The sequence below is a fragment of the Bacillus sp. FSL R5-0512 genome (assembly GCF_038593295.1).
GTDB classification, from domain to species: Bacteria; Bacillota; Bacilli; order Bacillales; family Bacillaceae; genus Bacillus; species Bacillus safensis.
Genome location: NZ_CP151982.1, coordinates 1506401 through 1522781 on the forward strand (window position 1 = coordinate 1506401; position 16381 = coordinate 1522781).

A 16381-nucleotide genomic window follows, 5' to 3' on the forward strand; every position below is an offset into this window, starting at 1 on the left:
TCCATCATCTTTTTTCACTTCATATGGTAAGATGATAGTACTTTAAATACATAAGGAGGATCACTCTCATGTTCCTCAAACGTTTAGACGTGATAGGATTCAAATCATTTGCACAGCGAGTGACCGTGGACTTTGTTAAAGGGGTCACAGCTGTGGTTGGACCAAACGGGAGCGGCAAAAGTAATATTACCGATGCTATCCGCTGGGTACTTGGAGAACAATCAGCGAAAAGCCTCCGCGGAGGAAAAATGGAAGATATCATTTTTGCAGGAAGTGACTCAAGAAAAAGAGTCAATCTAGCAGAGGTGACTTTAACATTAGATAACGAAGATCACTTTTTACCGATCGATTTTCACGAAGTCAGTGTGACAAGAAGGGTCTATCGCTCAGGAGAAAGTGAATTTCTCATAAACAATCAATCTGTCCGCTTAAAGGATATTATTGATCTTTTCATGGATTCAGGTCTTGGAAAGGAAGCTTTTTCCATCATCAGCCAAGGAAAGGTAGAGGAAATTCTATCAAGTAAGGCAGAAGAGAGAAGAAGCATCTTTGAAGAAGCGGCTGGCGTTTTGAAATATAAAACAAGAAAGAAAAAAGCCGAGAATAAACTGTTTGAAACGCAGGACAACTTAAACCGAGTAGAAGATATTCTGCATGAACTAGAAGATCAAGTAGAACCATTAAGAATGCAAGCATCCATTGCAAAGGACTATTTGCAAAAAAAAGAAGAGCTTGAAAATGTCGAAATCGCCCTAACTGTCCATGACATCGAAGCACTTCATGAAAAATGGACAACACTTGGTGAAGCAGTCGAGCGCTTCAAACAAGATGAAATGGAGCAGTCTACAGATATCCAAGCAAAAGAAGCCAAAATTGAAGAGTCAAGAGACCGCATTCAAGCGCTTGACGAATCAATTAATGACCTGCAAGAAGTTCTTCTTTTCACAAGTGAGGAATTAGAAAAGCTTGAAGGAAAAAAAGAAGTGCTAAAAGAGCGGAAAAAAAATGCGGCCGCAAACCAAGGACAGCTTGAGGAAACGCTCGTTCGTTTAACTGAAAAGCAAGCGCTGTTAACCGAAAAGATTGAGCAGCAGAAAATCACGCGGGACAGCCTGCAAAAAGAAGTGCAGCAGCTAAAAGATGAAGTCAAAACAAAGCAGCATCAACTGTCGCTTCATAGTGAAGATGTGGAAGGTCAAATTGAACAGCTGAAAAGCGATTATTTTGATCTGCTCAATGAACAGGCTTCCATCCGTAATGAACGTAAATTACTAGAAGAACAGCAGCGCCAAGCTGCCATGCAGCTAGAGCGGCTGACGCAAAATAACCAAAAACATATCGAAGAACGAGTGTCTGTTAAAGAAAAGAAAACAGAAGCTGAGCAGCAGCTTTCAGCACTGGAAGAAGACATTCTGGCTCAAGTAAAACGCTTTAGAGAAGCAGAACAAAAGCTTGAGCAAATGAAACGTCAATACGAGAAAAAAGAAACGGCTCTTTACCAAGCCTATCAATACGTACAGCAGGCAAAATCCAAAAAAGAAATGCTTGAATCCATGCAGGAAGACTTCTCAGGCTTTTTCCAAGGAGTGAAAGAGGTCTTAAAGGCAAAAGAACGGTTAGGCGGTATTCATGGTGCCATTGCAGAGCTGATTCAAACGGATCAGCAGCATGAGACAGCGATTGAAATTGCGCTGGGTGCAGCCACGCAGCACGTCGTTACAGAAAATGAAGCAGCTGCGAGACAAGCGATTGGATACTTAAAGCAGCATTCCTTTGGACGTGCAACCTTCCTGCCAATGAACGTGATCAAAGAAAGAACCATTCAGCTCAGAGATGTTCAAACAGCAGAGCAGCATGCTGCATTTATCGGCGTAGCGAGTCACCTTGTTTTCTTTGACGAAAAGTATCAAAAGGTGATTCAGAATTTGCTTGGAACCGTGCTGATCGTTAGAGACTTAAAAGGCGCCAATGAACTGGCGAAAATGCTTGGACATCGTTACCGCATCGTGACTCTTGATGGAGATGTCGTAAACCCCGGCGGTTCAATGACCGGTGGCGGCGTAAAGAAAAAGAACAACTCTCTTCTTTCAAGAAACCGGGAGATCGAAACGTTAACAAAGCAACTCGTTGAAATGGAAGAGAAAACAACGATCCTTGAAAAGGAAACAAAAGAAACGAAGCAATTGATCGGAGCAAACGAAAGCCAATTAAACGAACTGCGTCAGCGCGGCGAAACGCTTCGTGAAAAGCAGCAAGATCTCAAAGGGAAGCTATACGAACTGCAAGTTGCAGAAAAAAATATCAATGCTCATCTTGAACTCTATGATCAAGAAAAAGAAGAATTGCAGCAGCGTTCTACTGAACTCGCGGAGAAGGACAAAAAGCAGGTCGCTCTTGAAGCCTCTATAGGTGAGAAACTGACGGCTCTTGATCAAGAAATCAATACATTAACAAAGCGTAAGCAGACGCAAAGCTCAACGAAAGAAACCATTTCTGCTGAATTAACTGAGCTGAAAATCTCGCTTGCCAAAAAAGAGCAGTCCTTAGCGAATGAACAAGAAAAGCTTTCGAGCTTAATGGCTGAATTAGAAGAAGCTGAACAGACGCTAATGGAAACAAAAGAAGATTTGTCACTCTTAACAAGTGAAATGTCATCTAGTTCAAGCGGAGCCGAACAACTGGAAGAAGCGGCGAAAGAGAAGCTGGAAAACAAAAACAAAACAACCGCACTCATTTCAGAGCGCCGTAAGCAGCGTCTCGCTCTTTCTGAAACATTAGAATTTGCTGAACGTGAGCTTAAAGAACAAAAACGTTTGTATAAGCAGCTCACCACAAGCTTAAAAGATGAAGAAATTAAGCTTGGCCGTATGGAAGTCGAGCTCGATAACCTGATCGCTTATTTGAACGATGAATATGCTCTTTCATTTGAAGGAGCAAAAGAGATGTATCAGTTGACGTTATCGCCAGATGAAGCAAGAAAACGAGTGAAGCTGATCAAACTAGCCATTGAAGAGCTTGGAACAGTAAACTTAGGCAGCATTGACGAGTATGAACGTGTGAATGAACGCTATCTTTTCTTAACAGAACAGCGAAATGATCTGACAGAAGCGAAAAATACATTATTCCAAGTCATCGAAGAAATGGATCAAGAGATGACAAAGCGTTTCTCTGAGACATTCTCTCAAATCCGCGGGCACTTTGAATCTGTTTTCCAAGCATTATTTGGCGGCGGAAGAGCAGATCTTAAACTGACAGATCCAAATGATTTACTTAACTCTGGCGTTGATATTGTCGCGCAGCCGCCAGGGAAAAAACTGCAAAACTTAAGCCTTCTTTCAGGCGGAGAGAGAGCCTTAACAGCGATCGCTTTACTATTCTCTATCTTAAAAGTGAGACCTGTTCCATTCTGCGTGTTAGATGAGGTAGAAGCGGCGCTTGATGAAGCAAATGTTTTCCGTTTTGCGCAATATTTAAAGAAATACAGCCAGGAAACACAGTTCATTGTCATTACGCACCGCAAGGGAACAATGGAAGAAGCAGATGTGCTCTACGGCGTGACCATGCAGGAATCAGGTGTTTCTAAGCTCGTATCTGTCAAACTAGAAGAAACGAAAGAGCTTGTCCAGTAATTAAAGGAGGTTTTTGAACCAATGAGCTTTTTTAAGAAATTAAAAGAAAAATTTACGCAGCAAACCGATTCAGTATCAGAAAAGTTTAAAGATGGACTCGAAAAAACGAGAAACTCCTTCCAAGGAAAAGTAAATGAACTGATTTCCCGCTACCGCAAAGTCGACGAAGACTTTTTTGAAGAGCTGGAAGAGGTTCTGATCGGCGCTGATGTCGGTTTCACAACTGTGATGGAACTGATTGATGAGCTGAAAAAAGAAGTGAAATTAAGAAACATTCAAGATCCAAGTGAAGTACAAGCGGTCATTTCTGAAAAACTGGTTGACATCTACAATAGCGGAGAGGAACAAATCTCTGCTCTGAACATTGAAGATGGGCGTTTGAATATCATTTTATTTGTAGGCGTCAACGGTGTTGGAAAAACAACGACTATCGGCAAACTTGCAAATAAGCTGAAAAATGAAAGGAAATCCGTCATTTTAGCAGCAGGTGATACGTTCCGTGCCGGTGCCATCGAGCAGCTTGAAGTGTGGGGAGAACGTTCAGGTGTTCCTGTCGTCAAACAAACGGCAGGCTCTGATCCAGCAGCGGTGATCTATGATGCCGTTCAATCAGCAAAAGCGAAAAATGCGGATGTCCTCATCTGCGATACAGCAGGAAGACTTCAAAACAAAGTCAACTTGATGAAAGAACTGGAGAAGGTCAAGAGAGTCATTGAACGCGAGGTTCCAGATGCACCTCATGAAGTATTGCTCGCTCTTGATGCGACAACGGGTCAAAACGCAATGGCACAAGCTAAGGAATTTTCTAAAGCGACAAATGTGACAGGGATTGCTTTAACAAAGCTTGACGGTACTGCAAAAGGCGGAATTGTTCTTGCGATTCGAAATGAGCTGAACATTCCCGTGAAGCTTGTCGGTTTAGGTGAAAAGGTGGACGATCTGCAAGAGTTTGATGCAGAATCGTATGTGTATGGATTATTTTCAGACGTAATTGATCAACAAGACTAACAAAAAAATGCCGGCAAATCTGCTGGCATTTTATTTATGCGTAGCTTCATGAAGTGACAAGATAAAAACTTGACACACAGAAGAGAACCGTGTAAACTTAGTTGATGTAAAGGGAATGAACTTAACAAAGGGGAGAGAGCCCATGACGCTTGAAAAAACAACGAGAATGAATTACTTGTTTGACTTCTATCAATCGTTGTTGACCGCAAAGCAAAAGAGCTACATGTCGCTTTACTACCTAGACGATTTTTCCCTCGGTGAAATTGCGGATGAATATGAAGTATCAAGGCAGGCTGTTTATGATAATATTAAACGGACTGAAGCGATGCTTGAACAATATGAAGAAAAGCTGCTCTTGTTTAAGAAATTTAAAGAGCGTAAAGAACTTCTCAAAAAAATGAGAGAGCTTGTAGCTGATTCTGCGCAAACAGAAGAAGCAGAAGCTTTAATTGAATCGCTTGAGAAATTAGATTAGGAGGCGGCACAGTATGGCATTTGAAGGATTAGCCGACCGACTGCAGCAGACGATTTCAAAAATCCGCGGCAAAGGAAAAGTGTCAGAACAAGATGTAAAAGAAATGATGCGCGAGGTACGCCTTGCCCTTCTTGAAGCTGACGTCAATTTTAAAGTAGTCAAAGACTTTGTGAAAAAAGTAAGTGAGCGGGCAGTTGGACAAGAGGTCATGAAAAGCCTTACCCCTGGACAGCAGGTCATTAAAGTTGTAAAAGAAGAACTCACTGAATTAATGGGCGGAGAAGAGAGTAAGATCGCTGTAGCGAAAAAATCTCCAACAGTCATTATGATGGTTGGTCTTCAAGGGGCAGGTAAAACAACCACAACAGGGAAGCTTGCCAATTTACTTCGCAAAAAACATAATCGCAAGCCGATGATGGTAGCTGCTGATATTTACCGACCAGCAGCGATCCAGCAGCTTCAAACGCTTGGGAAACAGCTTGATATGCCGGTGTTTTCATTAGGTGATCAAGTCAGCCCTGTCGAAATTGCCAAACAGGCAATTGAAAAAGCGAAAGAAGAACACCATGATTATGTCATTTTAGATACAGCAGGACGTCTTCATATCGATGAAGAATTAATGGATGAACTTCAGCAAGTAAAAGAAGTAGCAAATCCAGAAGAAATTTTCCTAGTTGTTGACTCTATGACAGGTCAAGATGCGGTCAATGTCGCGAAAAGCTTTAATGAACAGCTTGGTTTAACAGGTGTCGTTCTAACAAAACTAGACGGTGATACAAGAGGCGGTGCAGCACTTTCTATTCGAGCTGTCACCAACACGCCGATTAAATTCGCTGCGCTAGGAGAAAAGCTTGATGCGATTGAACCATTCCATCCGGAGCGGATGGCATCAAGAATTCTTGGCATGGGAGATGTGCTCACGCTGATTGAAAAAGCACAGGCAAACGTCGACCAAGATAAAGCGAAAGAGCTTGAGCAAAAAATGCGGACAATGAGCTTCACGCTCGATGATTTCCTCGAGCAGCTTGGCCAAGTTCGGAATATGGGTCCACTTGATGAACTGATCCAAATGATGCCGGGAGCCGGTAAAATGAAAGGGCTCAAAAACGTCCAAGTAGACGAAAAGCAGCTCAATCATATCGAAGCGATCATTAAATCAATGACGACCGAGGAAAAAGAACAGCCAGAGGTCATCAATGCAAGCCGAAGAAAACGGATTGCAAAAGGAAGCGGAACATCTGTACAGGAAGTCAATCGCCTTTTAAAGCAATTTGATGAAATGAAAAAGATGATGAAGCAAATGACCAACATGTCCAAAGGAAAGAAAAAGGGCTTTAAATTACCATTTATGTAATTGGTTATACATGATAAAACCGTTGTTAAGAAAAAACACTTTACAAACCCTTTTATCATTGTTAATATACTATCTTGTTGAAATATTTTCGGAGGTGCTAGTAAAATGGCAGTAAAAATTCGTTTAAAACGTATGGGAGCAAAAAAATCTCCTTTCTATCGTATTGTTGTAGCAGATTCTCGTTCACCACGTGACGGTCGTTTCATTGAAACAGTTGGAACTTACAACCCAGTGGTATCACCAGCTGAGGTGAAAATCAACGAAGAATTAGCGCTTAAATGGCTTCAAAATGGTGCGAAACCATCTGATACAGTTCGCAATCTTTTCTCAAGCCAAGGAATTCTTGAAAAATTTCATAATGCGAAAAACAGCAAATAATGAATGAGCTGTCCTTGGAAGAATTGATTGTGTCCATCGTCGAGCCACTTGTTGATTTCCCTGAAGATATTCACGTATCTTCATTAGAAAAAGATGAGCAGGTGATTTACACACTGTCTGTCAATGCTGAAGATACCGGAAAAGTGATCGGAAAGCAGGGACGTACAGCAAAAGCGATACGAACAGTCATTTTTGCAGCAAGTGCAGAGTCTTCTAAGAAAGTTCAACTTGAGATTGCTGACTAAAAAGGGAGAGGGCTTAGGACCTCCCCTTTTTTTACACGTTTAAATCTATTTTTCGTTATACTGTAGAGGACAAATGCCTTCGGATAGGGGGACAAAAAGGAAGATGCAGATCATTCAACATGTCACCGTGATGCAAGTATTAACTGAAAGCAGTAAGGACAAACTGTTAACGACTTTTTTGGAGAAAAAAGAAAGACTAGAACGTGAATGCAATCAACTATATTTTCAACTAAAAAAACATGAAAAAGAACCACATCAGCAAGAAGCCATCCCTCAATTTCAAAAAGCGATCGATAAAAGGCAAGAGAAGATCCGGCAAATTGATTTTCAAGTAGAGCAGCTGCATATTTTGCCGCTTGGAAGTGAAATGAAAGAAACAGAAGTGGATGCACTGGTTGAAGTAAAAATAGGTGATAAATGGGATGACAAGATGCAAGATAATGTCATCGTCGTGAAAGACGGCACCATTGTGGAAATACGTCAGGGGTGATTGAGAACATGGAGCTAGAATGGTTGAATGTGGGAAAGATCGTCAATACACACGGAGTGCGCGGAGAAGTACGCGTCGTGTCAAAGACGGATTTCCCAGAAGAGCGCTACAAAAAGGGAAGCGTCCTCTATATTTTTAAGCAAGGTCAAAGCGAGCCGCTGAAAGTGACTGTCGCATCGCATCGCCAGCACAAACAGTTTGATTTGCTCACATTTGAAGAAATCAACTCATTAAATGAAGCAGAGCATTTGAAAGAATCAATCTTAAAGGTAGAAAAAGAACATCTTGGGTCATTAGACGAAGGAGAATTTTATTTCCACCAAATCATCGGCTGTGAAGTATACGATGAAGAGGACAAGCTGATCGGCCAAATCAAAGAAATCCTTACGCCAGGGGCAAATGATGTGTGGGTGGTTGGAAGAAAAGGCAAAAAAGATGCCCTCATTCCATATATACCATCTGTCGTCAAAAAGATCGATATCTCATCCAAAACCGTACACATTGAAGTGATGGAAGGACTTATTGACGAATGAAAATCGATTTCTTAACCCTTTTTCCTGAAATGTTCGAAGGTGTGCTTCACTCATCGATCTTAAAAAAAGCACAGGAGAAAGAAGCTGTCTCATTTCAAGTCGTCAATTTTAGAGAGTATTCGGATCATAAGCATAAAACAGTGGATGACTATCCGTATGGCGGCGGTGCTGGTATGGTACTGAAAGCGCAGCCCGTATTTGATGCGGTAGAAGATTTAACGAAGAAAGCAAGCACGAAACCCCGAATCATTCTTGTCTGTCCTCAAGGGGAAAGATATACACAAAAGAAAGCAGAAGAACTTGCAAAAGAAGAGCATCTTATGTTCATTTGCGGCCACTATGAAGGCTACGATGAGCGCATCAGGGAGCATCTTGTCACAGATGAGATCTCAATCGGAGATTTCGTCCTCACAGGCGGAGAGCTGCCAGCGATGATGATTGCAGACAGTGTGGTCAGGCTTTTGCCTCATGTGCTTGGAAAAGAAGCGTCTCACATCGAAGATTCATTCAGTACAGGTCTGCTTGAGCACCCGCACTATACAAGGCCGGCGGATTATAAAGGACTAAAAGTGCCGGATGTGCTCCTCTCTGGAAATCATGCCAAAATTGAAGAGTGGCGGCGCAAAGAATCCTTGAAGCGAACCTATACAAGACGGCCAGATTTGATCGATTCTTGCAAAACATTAACGGATGAAGAAAAAAGATGGCTTTGGCAGCTTCATAATGACTAGATTGTATTGCACACGGCATAGAGGTATGATATGATACTACTTGTGACTTGGACGGCTTGCTGATCCAAGTTTGAAAACGATGTTCCGCTGCAATGAAGAAAGAGGACATGAGCATCTGTTGGAAGGAGTTGAAAACGATGCAACATTTGATTGAAGAAATCACAAAAGAACAATTACGCACTGATCTTCCTGCGTTCCGTCCTGGTGACACTTTACGTGTACATGTTAAAGTTGTCGAGGGTACTCGTGAGCGTATCCAGATCTTTGAAGGTGTTGTAATTAAGCGTCGTGGTGGTGGAATCAGCGAAACTTTCACAGTTCGTAAGATCTCTTACGGTGTAGGCGTTGAGCGTACATTCCCTGTACACACACCAAAAATCGCTAAGATCGAAGTTGTACGTCACGGTAAGGTACGTCGTGCGAAACTTTACTACCTACGTGAACTTCGCGGTAAAGCGGCTCGTATCAAAGAAATCAGACGATAATGATATCAAAGGAAAGAGCTTGTTACCTGTAACAGGCTCTTTTTTTGTACAATGTATAGAGATAACAGGTAGAAGAAAGAAGGTGCACATATGACGATTCAATGGTTTCCAGGCCATATGGCAAAAGCAAGACGTGAAGTCACAGAAAAATTAAAACTCATCGACATCGTATTTGAATTAACCGATGCAAGAATTCCGATGTCCTCTAGAAACCCAATGATCGAAGAAATCCTTCAAAATAAACCAAAAATCATGCTCTTAAACAAAGCAGATAAAGCAGATCCTCGTATGACAAAGGAGTGGCAGGCGCACTTTGAGCAGCAAGGCGTTCGGTCACTTGCCATTAACTCAGTCGATGGACAAGGGTTAAATCAGATCATCACGACTTCAAAAGAAATTTTAAAAGAAAAATTCGACCGCATGAAAGCAAAAGGCGTCAAACCACGTGCCATTCGAGCACTGATTATCGGGATTCCCAACGTCGGCAAATCGACCTTAATCAATCGTTTAGCAAAAAAGAACATTGCCAAAACAGGAGACCGGCCTGGTATTACGACATCACAGCAATGGGTGAAGGTAGGGAAAGAACTAGAACTGCTCGATACCCCTGGAATCCTCTGGCCAAAGTTTGAAGATGAGCAGGTAGGACTCAGGCTTGCGGTGACTGGAGCGATCAAAGATTCGATCATCAACTTACAGGATGTCGCTGTGTATGCACTTCGTTTTCTAGAAGAGAATTACCCAGAGCGATTAAAAAAACGCTATGACCTAGCGGAGATACCTGAAGATACGGTTGAGCTGTTTGATGCAATTGGCACTAAGCGCGGCTGTCTAATGAGCGGGGGATTCATAAACTATGACAAAACCACCGAAATCATTATTCGGGATATTCGAACAGAAAAATTTGGTCCCCTCACATTTGAGAAGCCTGAAAGCTAAAAGACACGCAGCTCATGCGGGTCTTTATTTTTTGCGAAAAACTGCCGATATAAAGAAGGAGGCTGCGAAAAAGCCTATGTACACGGTGAAGCAAATAAAAGAACTAATAGAAAAGCATGCAGGCGACGAGTCATACATTCGCGAGCTTGTGAAAGATGATACGAGAAAAAGTGTCCAAAAACTGATAGAAAAATGGCGCAAAGAGAGAGAAAAGCAGCAAGCACTTCACGCAGCATGGCATGACATGCTGCAATTTGAAAACAAAGCAAAGGCGCAGGGATACACATGTATTGCTGGAATAGATGAAGCAGGAAGAGGACCGCTTGCCGGCCCAGTTGTGGCAGCAGCCGTTATATTAAAGGAAGAGACAGTCCTGCTCGGTTTAAACGACTCAAAGCAATTATCTGAGAAAAAAAGATTGGCTTATTATGATTTAATTCAAAAAGAAGCACTTGATATCGGAATCGGCATTGTTGATGCGGCTACGATCGATGAAATCAATATTTATGAAGCATCAAGACTGGCGATGGTAAGAGCTGTAGAGCAGTTAACTCATACACCTGATTATCTACTCATAGATGCCATGACACTCCCGCTTTCTACCCACCAAGAGAATATCATCAAAGGAGATGCAAAAAGTGCATCCATTGCAGCAGGTGCATGTATTGCGAAGGTGACAAGGGATCAGATGATGGAAGAGTACGGGCGTAAATATCCTGAGTATCAATTTGAAAAACATAAAGGGTACGGAACAAAAGAGCACCTGGCTGCGATTCAAACACATGGTGCTACCCCAATCCACCGATTATCGTTTGCGCCGGTGAAATCTGTTATATCATAAATTTTAATCTAAGGAGGCTGCCTGTGATGACAAGAGTTGAGGACATACATACAGCACTGAATAGCCGGCTGAATACGGCCGAATCGGTTCCATTAAACACCGAAGGGAAGGATAATGTTCATCGGCTGATTCTCGGCAAGGTACTAAAAATGCTTGGAGATGATACAGCCCTTGTTCAAATAGGCTCAACGAAAATAAAAGCACAGCTGGCGGCTCAGCTTAAAGCAGACGCGTTTTATTGGTTCCAATTTGAACAAGAGGGTGGAGGCAGCCTCAATAAACTAAGACCCGTTCAGCAATTTGATCAAGATCCTAAGACATTAAAGGATGCAGCAGCCAAACTATTAGAAGGTCTCTCACTGAAAAATGGGATTGAAAACATGCTGACGGCTACAGCTTTTTTAAAGGAAAAGCCGGTCATCAACGAAGGAGAGTTAAAAACGGCAGTGAAGTGGATCGAACAGCTTCAAGGAGCTGATGTGAAGAAAGGGCTCCAGGCACTTCTCTTTGCTTTAAAGAAAGATTTACCGATCCAGCAAGGGGTGCTTCAATCTATTTTAGCCGTAAAATCATCCTCTGCCCTTCACCAGGATATAACAGCGCTATTAAATCAATTAACACAGCTTCCGAAGCACACAGATGCCACACAGACCCTTATACAAGCCGTTCGGTCAGTTGTAGATGCAGAGACAGCTGTCCATGCAGAAAAGCTCTTATCGGTCCTTCTAGCAGCGAGAGAAGGCGTGGCGAAGCAAGACGGGAATTCACCAATAACGACTCCGCTCAATCCGTCTCAGCAAAAAGAAAATAGTCTTGCCTCAATTGTTCAAGAGCGTCAGCCGTCCCAAGTCCTTCAGACAAACGTGCAGCAGCAGTCAACAAGTCCAACAGCGCTGCAAATTCCGCTTCAGCAAATTGAGCGGATACTGACAAGCTTGATGAAACAAGGTGCAGACGGGCAGAAAGAGCCCAACTTAAAACAGCTCACAGCATTGCTGCAAGAGCTCCAGCAGGCAGGATCTCAGCCTGACGCAAAAGGAGCTGTGCTTCAAAAAGAGTTTCCCTTCCTGTCAAAAAGAGAGGCAAAAGCTTTGGCCCAGGTGGTGCAGCAGACTGAACCAACATTAAGCAATAAAACTGATGTGCTCGATTTACTTATGACGATGAAAAAGGCAATTGGTGTACGTGATGAAATCGGTATGCTGAAACTGCTCGAAAAAGGCAGCCAGGATGTCAAAAGTCAGGAGCTGCACCAATTAAAGCTTGTGCTGAATGATGTGAAGCAGGCGGATTTACCAGAGCCCATTAAAAAAGAAGTGGATCAATTATTTCATAGATTGAATGGGCAGTTATTTGTGCAGCAGGAGAACCAAACCGTCAGTCAAATGATGGTTTCCTATCCTCTTTTCTCAAAACATAGTGTTCAAGATTTAACCTTTATACTAAAGGGACATAAGAAAAAAGATGGCTCTATTGATATTTCTCAGTGCCGCCTGATGTTTTATCTAAACATGGAAAACCTTGAAGAAACCTTAATAGACTGTACGATTCAGCAAAAGGTCATGTCCATTACTGTCGAGACAGCCCATGAACTGCAAGGAACCATTAATCCGATGATTCCGGCTGTTCGGGAGAATTTAAATGCTCTAGGATACAGTTTAACGGGAATTACAGCAAAAAAGAGACAAGAGCCAGTAGATCCGTCTCAATTTCTAGATGAACACTTTCATAAAATCAGCGAGAAAGGGCTGGACTTACGAGTATGAAGGATTCAAAACCGCTTAGAAGAGCGGTCGCTCTGCATTATGATGAAGAAAAACAAAAGGCGCCAAAAGTCGTTGCAACAGGCAGCGGCTATGTGGCAGATCATATTATTGAAGAAGCAAAAAAGTCGGGAGTCCCAATCCAGGAAGACCGTAATTTAGTCGAACTCATGCGCCACTTAACATTAGATGAGGAGATCCCCGAAGCGTTATACGATACTGTAGCAGAAATTTTTTCGTTTATCTACAGATTAGATCAAAAAATGAAAAAATAAGGTAAAAAAAGTGATTTGGCTGAAAAATTTATATTTTTAATAAAATAAAAGTTTGAATGTTTAGAAGGATTTTACGATTTTACATAGAACCCTAGACATTCTCTTTTTTATTCTTTAAAATGAAAGCGCAGTCTATTTTATAATTTTTGTTTCTACATATGTTGGGAGGATGGGAAATGAATATCCATGAGTACCAAGGAAAAGAAATCCTAAGAAAATATGGGGTTTCAGTTCCAAATGGTAAAGTAGCATTTACACCTGATGAAGCAGTGAAAGCATCAGAAGAGCTAGGGAGCTCTGTATATGTCGTAAAAGCACAGATTCATGCAGGCGGCCGTGGTAAAGCAGGCGGGGTAAAAATTGCAAAAACGAAAGATGAAGTGAAAGGGTTTGCAGAGGAATTGCTCGGCAAGACACTTGTCACACATCAAACAGGGCCTGAAGGGCGCGAAATAAAACGCTTACTTATTGAAGAAGGCTGCGATATTCAAAAGGAATACTATGTTGGACTAGTTTTGGACAGAGCGACATCAAGAATTGTATTGATGGCATCTGAAGAAGGCGGTACTGAAATTGAAGAAGTAGCAGAAAAAACGCCAGAAAAAATCGTCAAAGTGGTCATCGACCCAGCGATTGGCCTGCAAGGCTATCAGGCGAGAGAAGTAGCATTTAAAATTAATATTCCAACAAAATTAGTTGGCCAAGCTGTTAAGTTTATGACAAGCCTTTACAATGCGTTTATTGAAAAAGATTGTTCAATTGCTGAGATTAATCCACTTGTTGTAACAGGCGATGGAAAAGTCATGGCACTTGATGCAAAATTAAACTTTGATAGCAATGCCTTATATAGACAAAAAGATATATTAGAATACCGTGACCTTGATGAAGAGGATCCAAAAGAAATTGAAGCATCTAAATATGACTTAAGCTACATTTCTTTAGATGGAAATATTGGCTGTATGGTTAATGGAGCAGGACTTGCGATGTCTACAATGGATATCATCAAGCATTACGGCGGGGACCCTGCAAACTTCCTAGATGTTGGCGGCGGTGCAACAGCTGAAAAAGTAACGGAAGCATTTAAAATCATCTTATCTGATCAAAATGTCAAAGGGATTTTCGTGAACATTTTTGGCGGCATCATGAAATGTGATGTGATTGCAGAAGGTGTTGTTGAAGCGACGAAACAGGTCGGCTTAACATTACCACTTGTTGTACGTCTTGAAGGAACAAACGTTGAATTAGGGAAGAAAATCCTGAGTGATTCAGGCTTAAATATCACTTCTGCTGAGTCTATGGCTGACGGGGCAGAAAAGATTGTATCTTTAGTCAAGTAGAGCAGAAAGGCAGGGAACCTAAATGAGTGTATTTATTAATAAAAATACGAGAGTAATTGTTCAGGGGATTACCGGTTCAACCGCATTGTTCCATACAAAACAAATGATTGAGTACGGAACAAATATCGTTGGCGGTGTCACACCTGGAAAAGGTGGAACTGAAGTAGAAGGAGTTCCTGTATTTAATACTGTATCTGAAGCAGTGCAGACAACTGGAGCGAACGCTTCTGTTATCTATGTACCAGCACCATTTGCGGCAGATGCCATTTTAGAGGCTGTTGACGCAGAAGTCGATCTCGTCATTTGTATCACTGAACATATTCCAGTGCTTGACATGGTCAAAGTGAAACGGTATATGGAAGGGAAAAAGACAAGACTAGTTGGGCCAAACTGCCCAGGTGTCATCACACCTGAAGAATGTAAAATTGGTATCATGCCTGGCTACATTCATAAAAAAGGTCATGTGGGTGTTGTTTCTCGTTCTGGAACGCTTACATATGAAGCGGTACATCAGCTTTCAGAAGCTGGTGTTGGACAATCGACAGCTGTAGGAATCGGGGGAGACCCGGTAAATGGGACAAACTTTATTGATGTTTTAAAAGCATTCAATGAAGATCCTGAAACGCATGCTGTGATTATGATCGGTGAAATCGGCGGTACGGCTGAAGAAGAAGCAGCTGAATGGGTAAAAGCAAATATGACTAAGCCAGTCGTTGGCTTTATTGGCGGTAAAACGGCGCCTCCAGGAAAACGTATGGGACATGCTGGTGCCATTATTTCTGGTGGTAAAGGAACAGCTGATGAAAAGGTAAAAACAATGCGTGAATGTGGAATTGAAGTGGCAGAAACACCATCTGTCATGGGAGAAACGTTGATTAAAGTATTAAAAGAGAAGAATCTCTTCGAAGCTTGTAAAACGCATTAATGACACAAGAAGACTTGTTCTTTGGCAAGTCTTCTTCTTTCTATTTTAAACTGGAGGAATGGTATGTACAACTTGTCCGAAAGAATGATTTTTCACCGCTTAAAAGGCCTCATCTCACCCTCATTATTAACAAAATGGTGGAAAGTCGATCCTGAGCTATATATAAATGAAGAAACACATCATTTTAAACAGGATCGAGCATTACAAACGATCGACCTTACCCGCTTAAAACAAGCTGAAGAAAATGAATTCCCCATTTTTCAACACATCGTTCAAGCCTATTTAAAGCAAAACATTCACATGATTCCCATCACATCACCCTTATATCCCAGCACACTAAAAAATATTTATGATCCTCCCCCTGTGTTATTCCTAAAAGGAAACGTATCATATTTAAATGAAGAAAAAAGTTTAGGTGTAGTCGGCACGCGAGTTCCATCGTCTTATGGAGAAGCATGTGTGAAGAAAATTGTTGGTGAGCTTGTAAAGGAAGATTGGATGATTGTCAGTGGTTTAGCTAAAGGAATTGATGGACTTGCACATAAAGAGTGCATCAGGAAAAAAGGAAAAACGATCGGCATTATAGCAGGCGGTTTTCAGCATTTATACCCAAAAGAGCATGAGCAAATGGCTCAATACATGGGCGAGCATCATTTGCTTTTGTCAGAGCACCCTCCTTATGTCAAACCAGAAAAGTGGCATTTTCCAATGAGAAATCGTTTAATTAGTGCACTGACGAAAGGAACCATCGTGATACAGTGCAAAGAAAAGAGCGGTTCTCTTATTACAGCCTATCAAGCACTTGAGCAAGGAAAAGAGGTATTTGCGGTTGCTGGATCCATCTTTGATCCTAATTCCACAGGTCCGGCAAGACTCATTCAGCAGGGAGCAAAGCTTGTTCATTCAACAAAAGATATTTTAGAGGAATTCTCCTTCCGCAGCGTTCAATATACTGAACCAACATAAAAATATC

General features: G+C 41.8%; 17 protein-coding genes. All 17 read left to right on the top strand.

Features of this window, described 5'->3' with window-relative positions:
* Positions 1 to 68 precede the first annotated feature (68 nt).
* Positions 69 to 3629: a chromosome segregation protein SMC gene (smc, locus tag NSQ25_RS07670; protein WP_070325812.1), complete on the top strand. Its 3561-nt coding sequence runs from the start codon at positions 69 to 71 to the stop codon at positions 3627 to 3629.
* A gap of 21 nt (positions 3630 to 3650) precedes the next feature.
* The gene (gene ftsY / locus NSQ25_RS07675) at positions 3651 to 4637 is read left to right on the top strand and encodes a signal recognition particle-docking protein FtsY (RefSeq protein ID WP_070325813.1); all 987 of its coding nucleotides are present in this window, start codon (positions 3651 to 3653) and stop codon (positions 4635 to 4637) included.
* A 142-nt stretch (positions 4638 to 4779) separates the two neighbouring features.
* Complete coding sequence (locus NSQ25_RS07680) at positions 4780 to 5112, top strand: putative DNA-binding protein (RefSeq protein ID WP_012009935.1); 333 nt, start codon at positions 4780 to 4782, stop codon at positions 5110 to 5112.
* 13 nt (positions 5113 to 5125) lie between these two features.
* Positions 5126 to 6466, top strand: coding sequence for a signal recognition particle protein (ffh, locus tag NSQ25_RS07685; RefSeq protein WP_034281763.1), 1341 nt, complete (start codon positions 5126 to 5128; stop codon positions 6464 to 6466).
* Between the two features lie 105 nt (positions 6467 to 6571).
* Positions 6572 to 6844 carry a 30S ribosomal protein S16 gene (gene rpsP, locus NSQ25_RS07690; RefSeq protein ID WP_008344841.1) on the top strand — a complete coding sequence of 91 codons (273 nt, stop codon included), beginning with the start codon at positions 6572 to 6574 and terminating at the stop codon, positions 6842 to 6844.
* On the top strand, positions 6844 to 7089 hold the full coding sequence (locus NSQ25_RS07695; protein ID WP_024424192.1) for a KH domain-containing protein: 246 nt from the start codon (positions 6844 to 6846) through the stop codon (positions 7087 to 7089). Before rpsP ends, NSQ25_RS07695 begins: the two co-directional genes overlap by 1 nt.
* A gap of 103 nt (positions 7090 to 7192) precedes the next feature.
* Positions 7193 to 7579: a YlqD family protein gene (locus tag NSQ25_RS07700; RefSeq protein ID WP_024424191.1), complete on the top strand. Its 387-nt coding sequence runs from the start codon at positions 7193 to 7195 to the stop codon at positions 7577 to 7579.
* A gap of 8 nt (positions 7580 to 7587) precedes the next feature.
* Positions 7588 to 8112 (top strand): ribosome maturation factor RimM, encoded by a 525-nt coding sequence (gene rimM / locus NSQ25_RS07705; protein WP_024424190.1) that lies wholly within the window; start codon positions 7588 to 7590, stop codon positions 8110 to 8112.
* Positions 8109 to 8843, top strand: a complete 735-nt coding sequence (gene trmD, locus NSQ25_RS07710; RefSeq protein ID WP_024424189.1) for a tRNA (guanosine(37)-N1)-methyltransferase TrmD — start codon at positions 8109 to 8111, stop codon at positions 8841 to 8843. Before rimM ends, trmD begins: the two co-directional genes overlap by 4 nt.
* A 137-nt stretch (positions 8844 to 8980) precedes the next feature.
* A complete protein-coding gene (rplS, locus tag NSQ25_RS07715) occupies positions 8981 to 9328 on the top strand; it encodes a 50S ribosomal protein L19 (protein ID WP_008354510.1) in 348 nt (115 codons plus the stop codon).
* A 90-nt stretch (positions 9329 to 9418) separates the two neighbouring features.
* Positions 9419 to 10267: a ribosome biogenesis GTPase YlqF gene (ylqF, locus tag NSQ25_RS07720; RefSeq protein ID WP_024424188.1), complete on the top strand. Its 849-nt coding sequence runs from the start codon at positions 9419 to 9421 to the stop codon at positions 10265 to 10267.
* Between the two features lie 76 nt (positions 10268 to 10343).
* Positions 10344 to 11108, top strand: coding sequence for a ribonuclease HII (locus NSQ25_RS07725; protein WP_081124370.1), 765 nt, complete (start codon positions 10344 to 10346; stop codon positions 11106 to 11108).
* Between the two features lie 26 nt (positions 11109 to 11134).
* Positions 11135 to 12874 (top strand): hypothetical protein, encoded by a 1740-nt coding sequence (locus tag NSQ25_RS07730; RefSeq protein WP_046310920.1) that lies wholly within the window; start codon positions 11135 to 11137, stop codon positions 12872 to 12874.
* Positions 12871 to 13146 carry a FlhB-like flagellar biosynthesis protein gene (locus NSQ25_RS07735; RefSeq protein ID WP_003211418.1) on the top strand — a complete coding sequence of 92 codons (276 nt, stop codon included), beginning with the start codon at positions 12871 to 12873 and terminating at the stop codon, positions 13144 to 13146. Before NSQ25_RS07730 ends, NSQ25_RS07735 begins: the two co-directional genes overlap by 4 nt.
* Positions 13147 to 13322: 176 nt before the next feature.
* Positions 13323 to 14483, top strand: coding sequence for an ADP-forming succinate--CoA ligase subunit beta (sucC, locus tag NSQ25_RS07740; protein WP_024426972.1), 1161 nt, complete (start codon positions 13323 to 13325; stop codon positions 14481 to 14483).
* A 22-nt stretch (positions 14484 to 14505) separates the two neighbouring features.
* Complete coding sequence (gene sucD, locus NSQ25_RS07745; protein ID WP_007499624.1) at positions 14506 to 15408, top strand: succinate--CoA ligase subunit alpha; 903 nt, start codon at positions 14506 to 14508, stop codon at positions 15406 to 15408.
* Between the two features lie 63 nt (positions 15409 to 15471).
* Positions 15472 to 16374, top strand: coding sequence for a DNA-processing protein DprA (dprA, locus tag NSQ25_RS07750; RefSeq protein WP_326136450.1), 903 nt, complete (start codon positions 15472 to 15474; stop codon positions 16372 to 16374).
* Positions 16375 to 16381 lie beyond the last annotated feature (7 nt).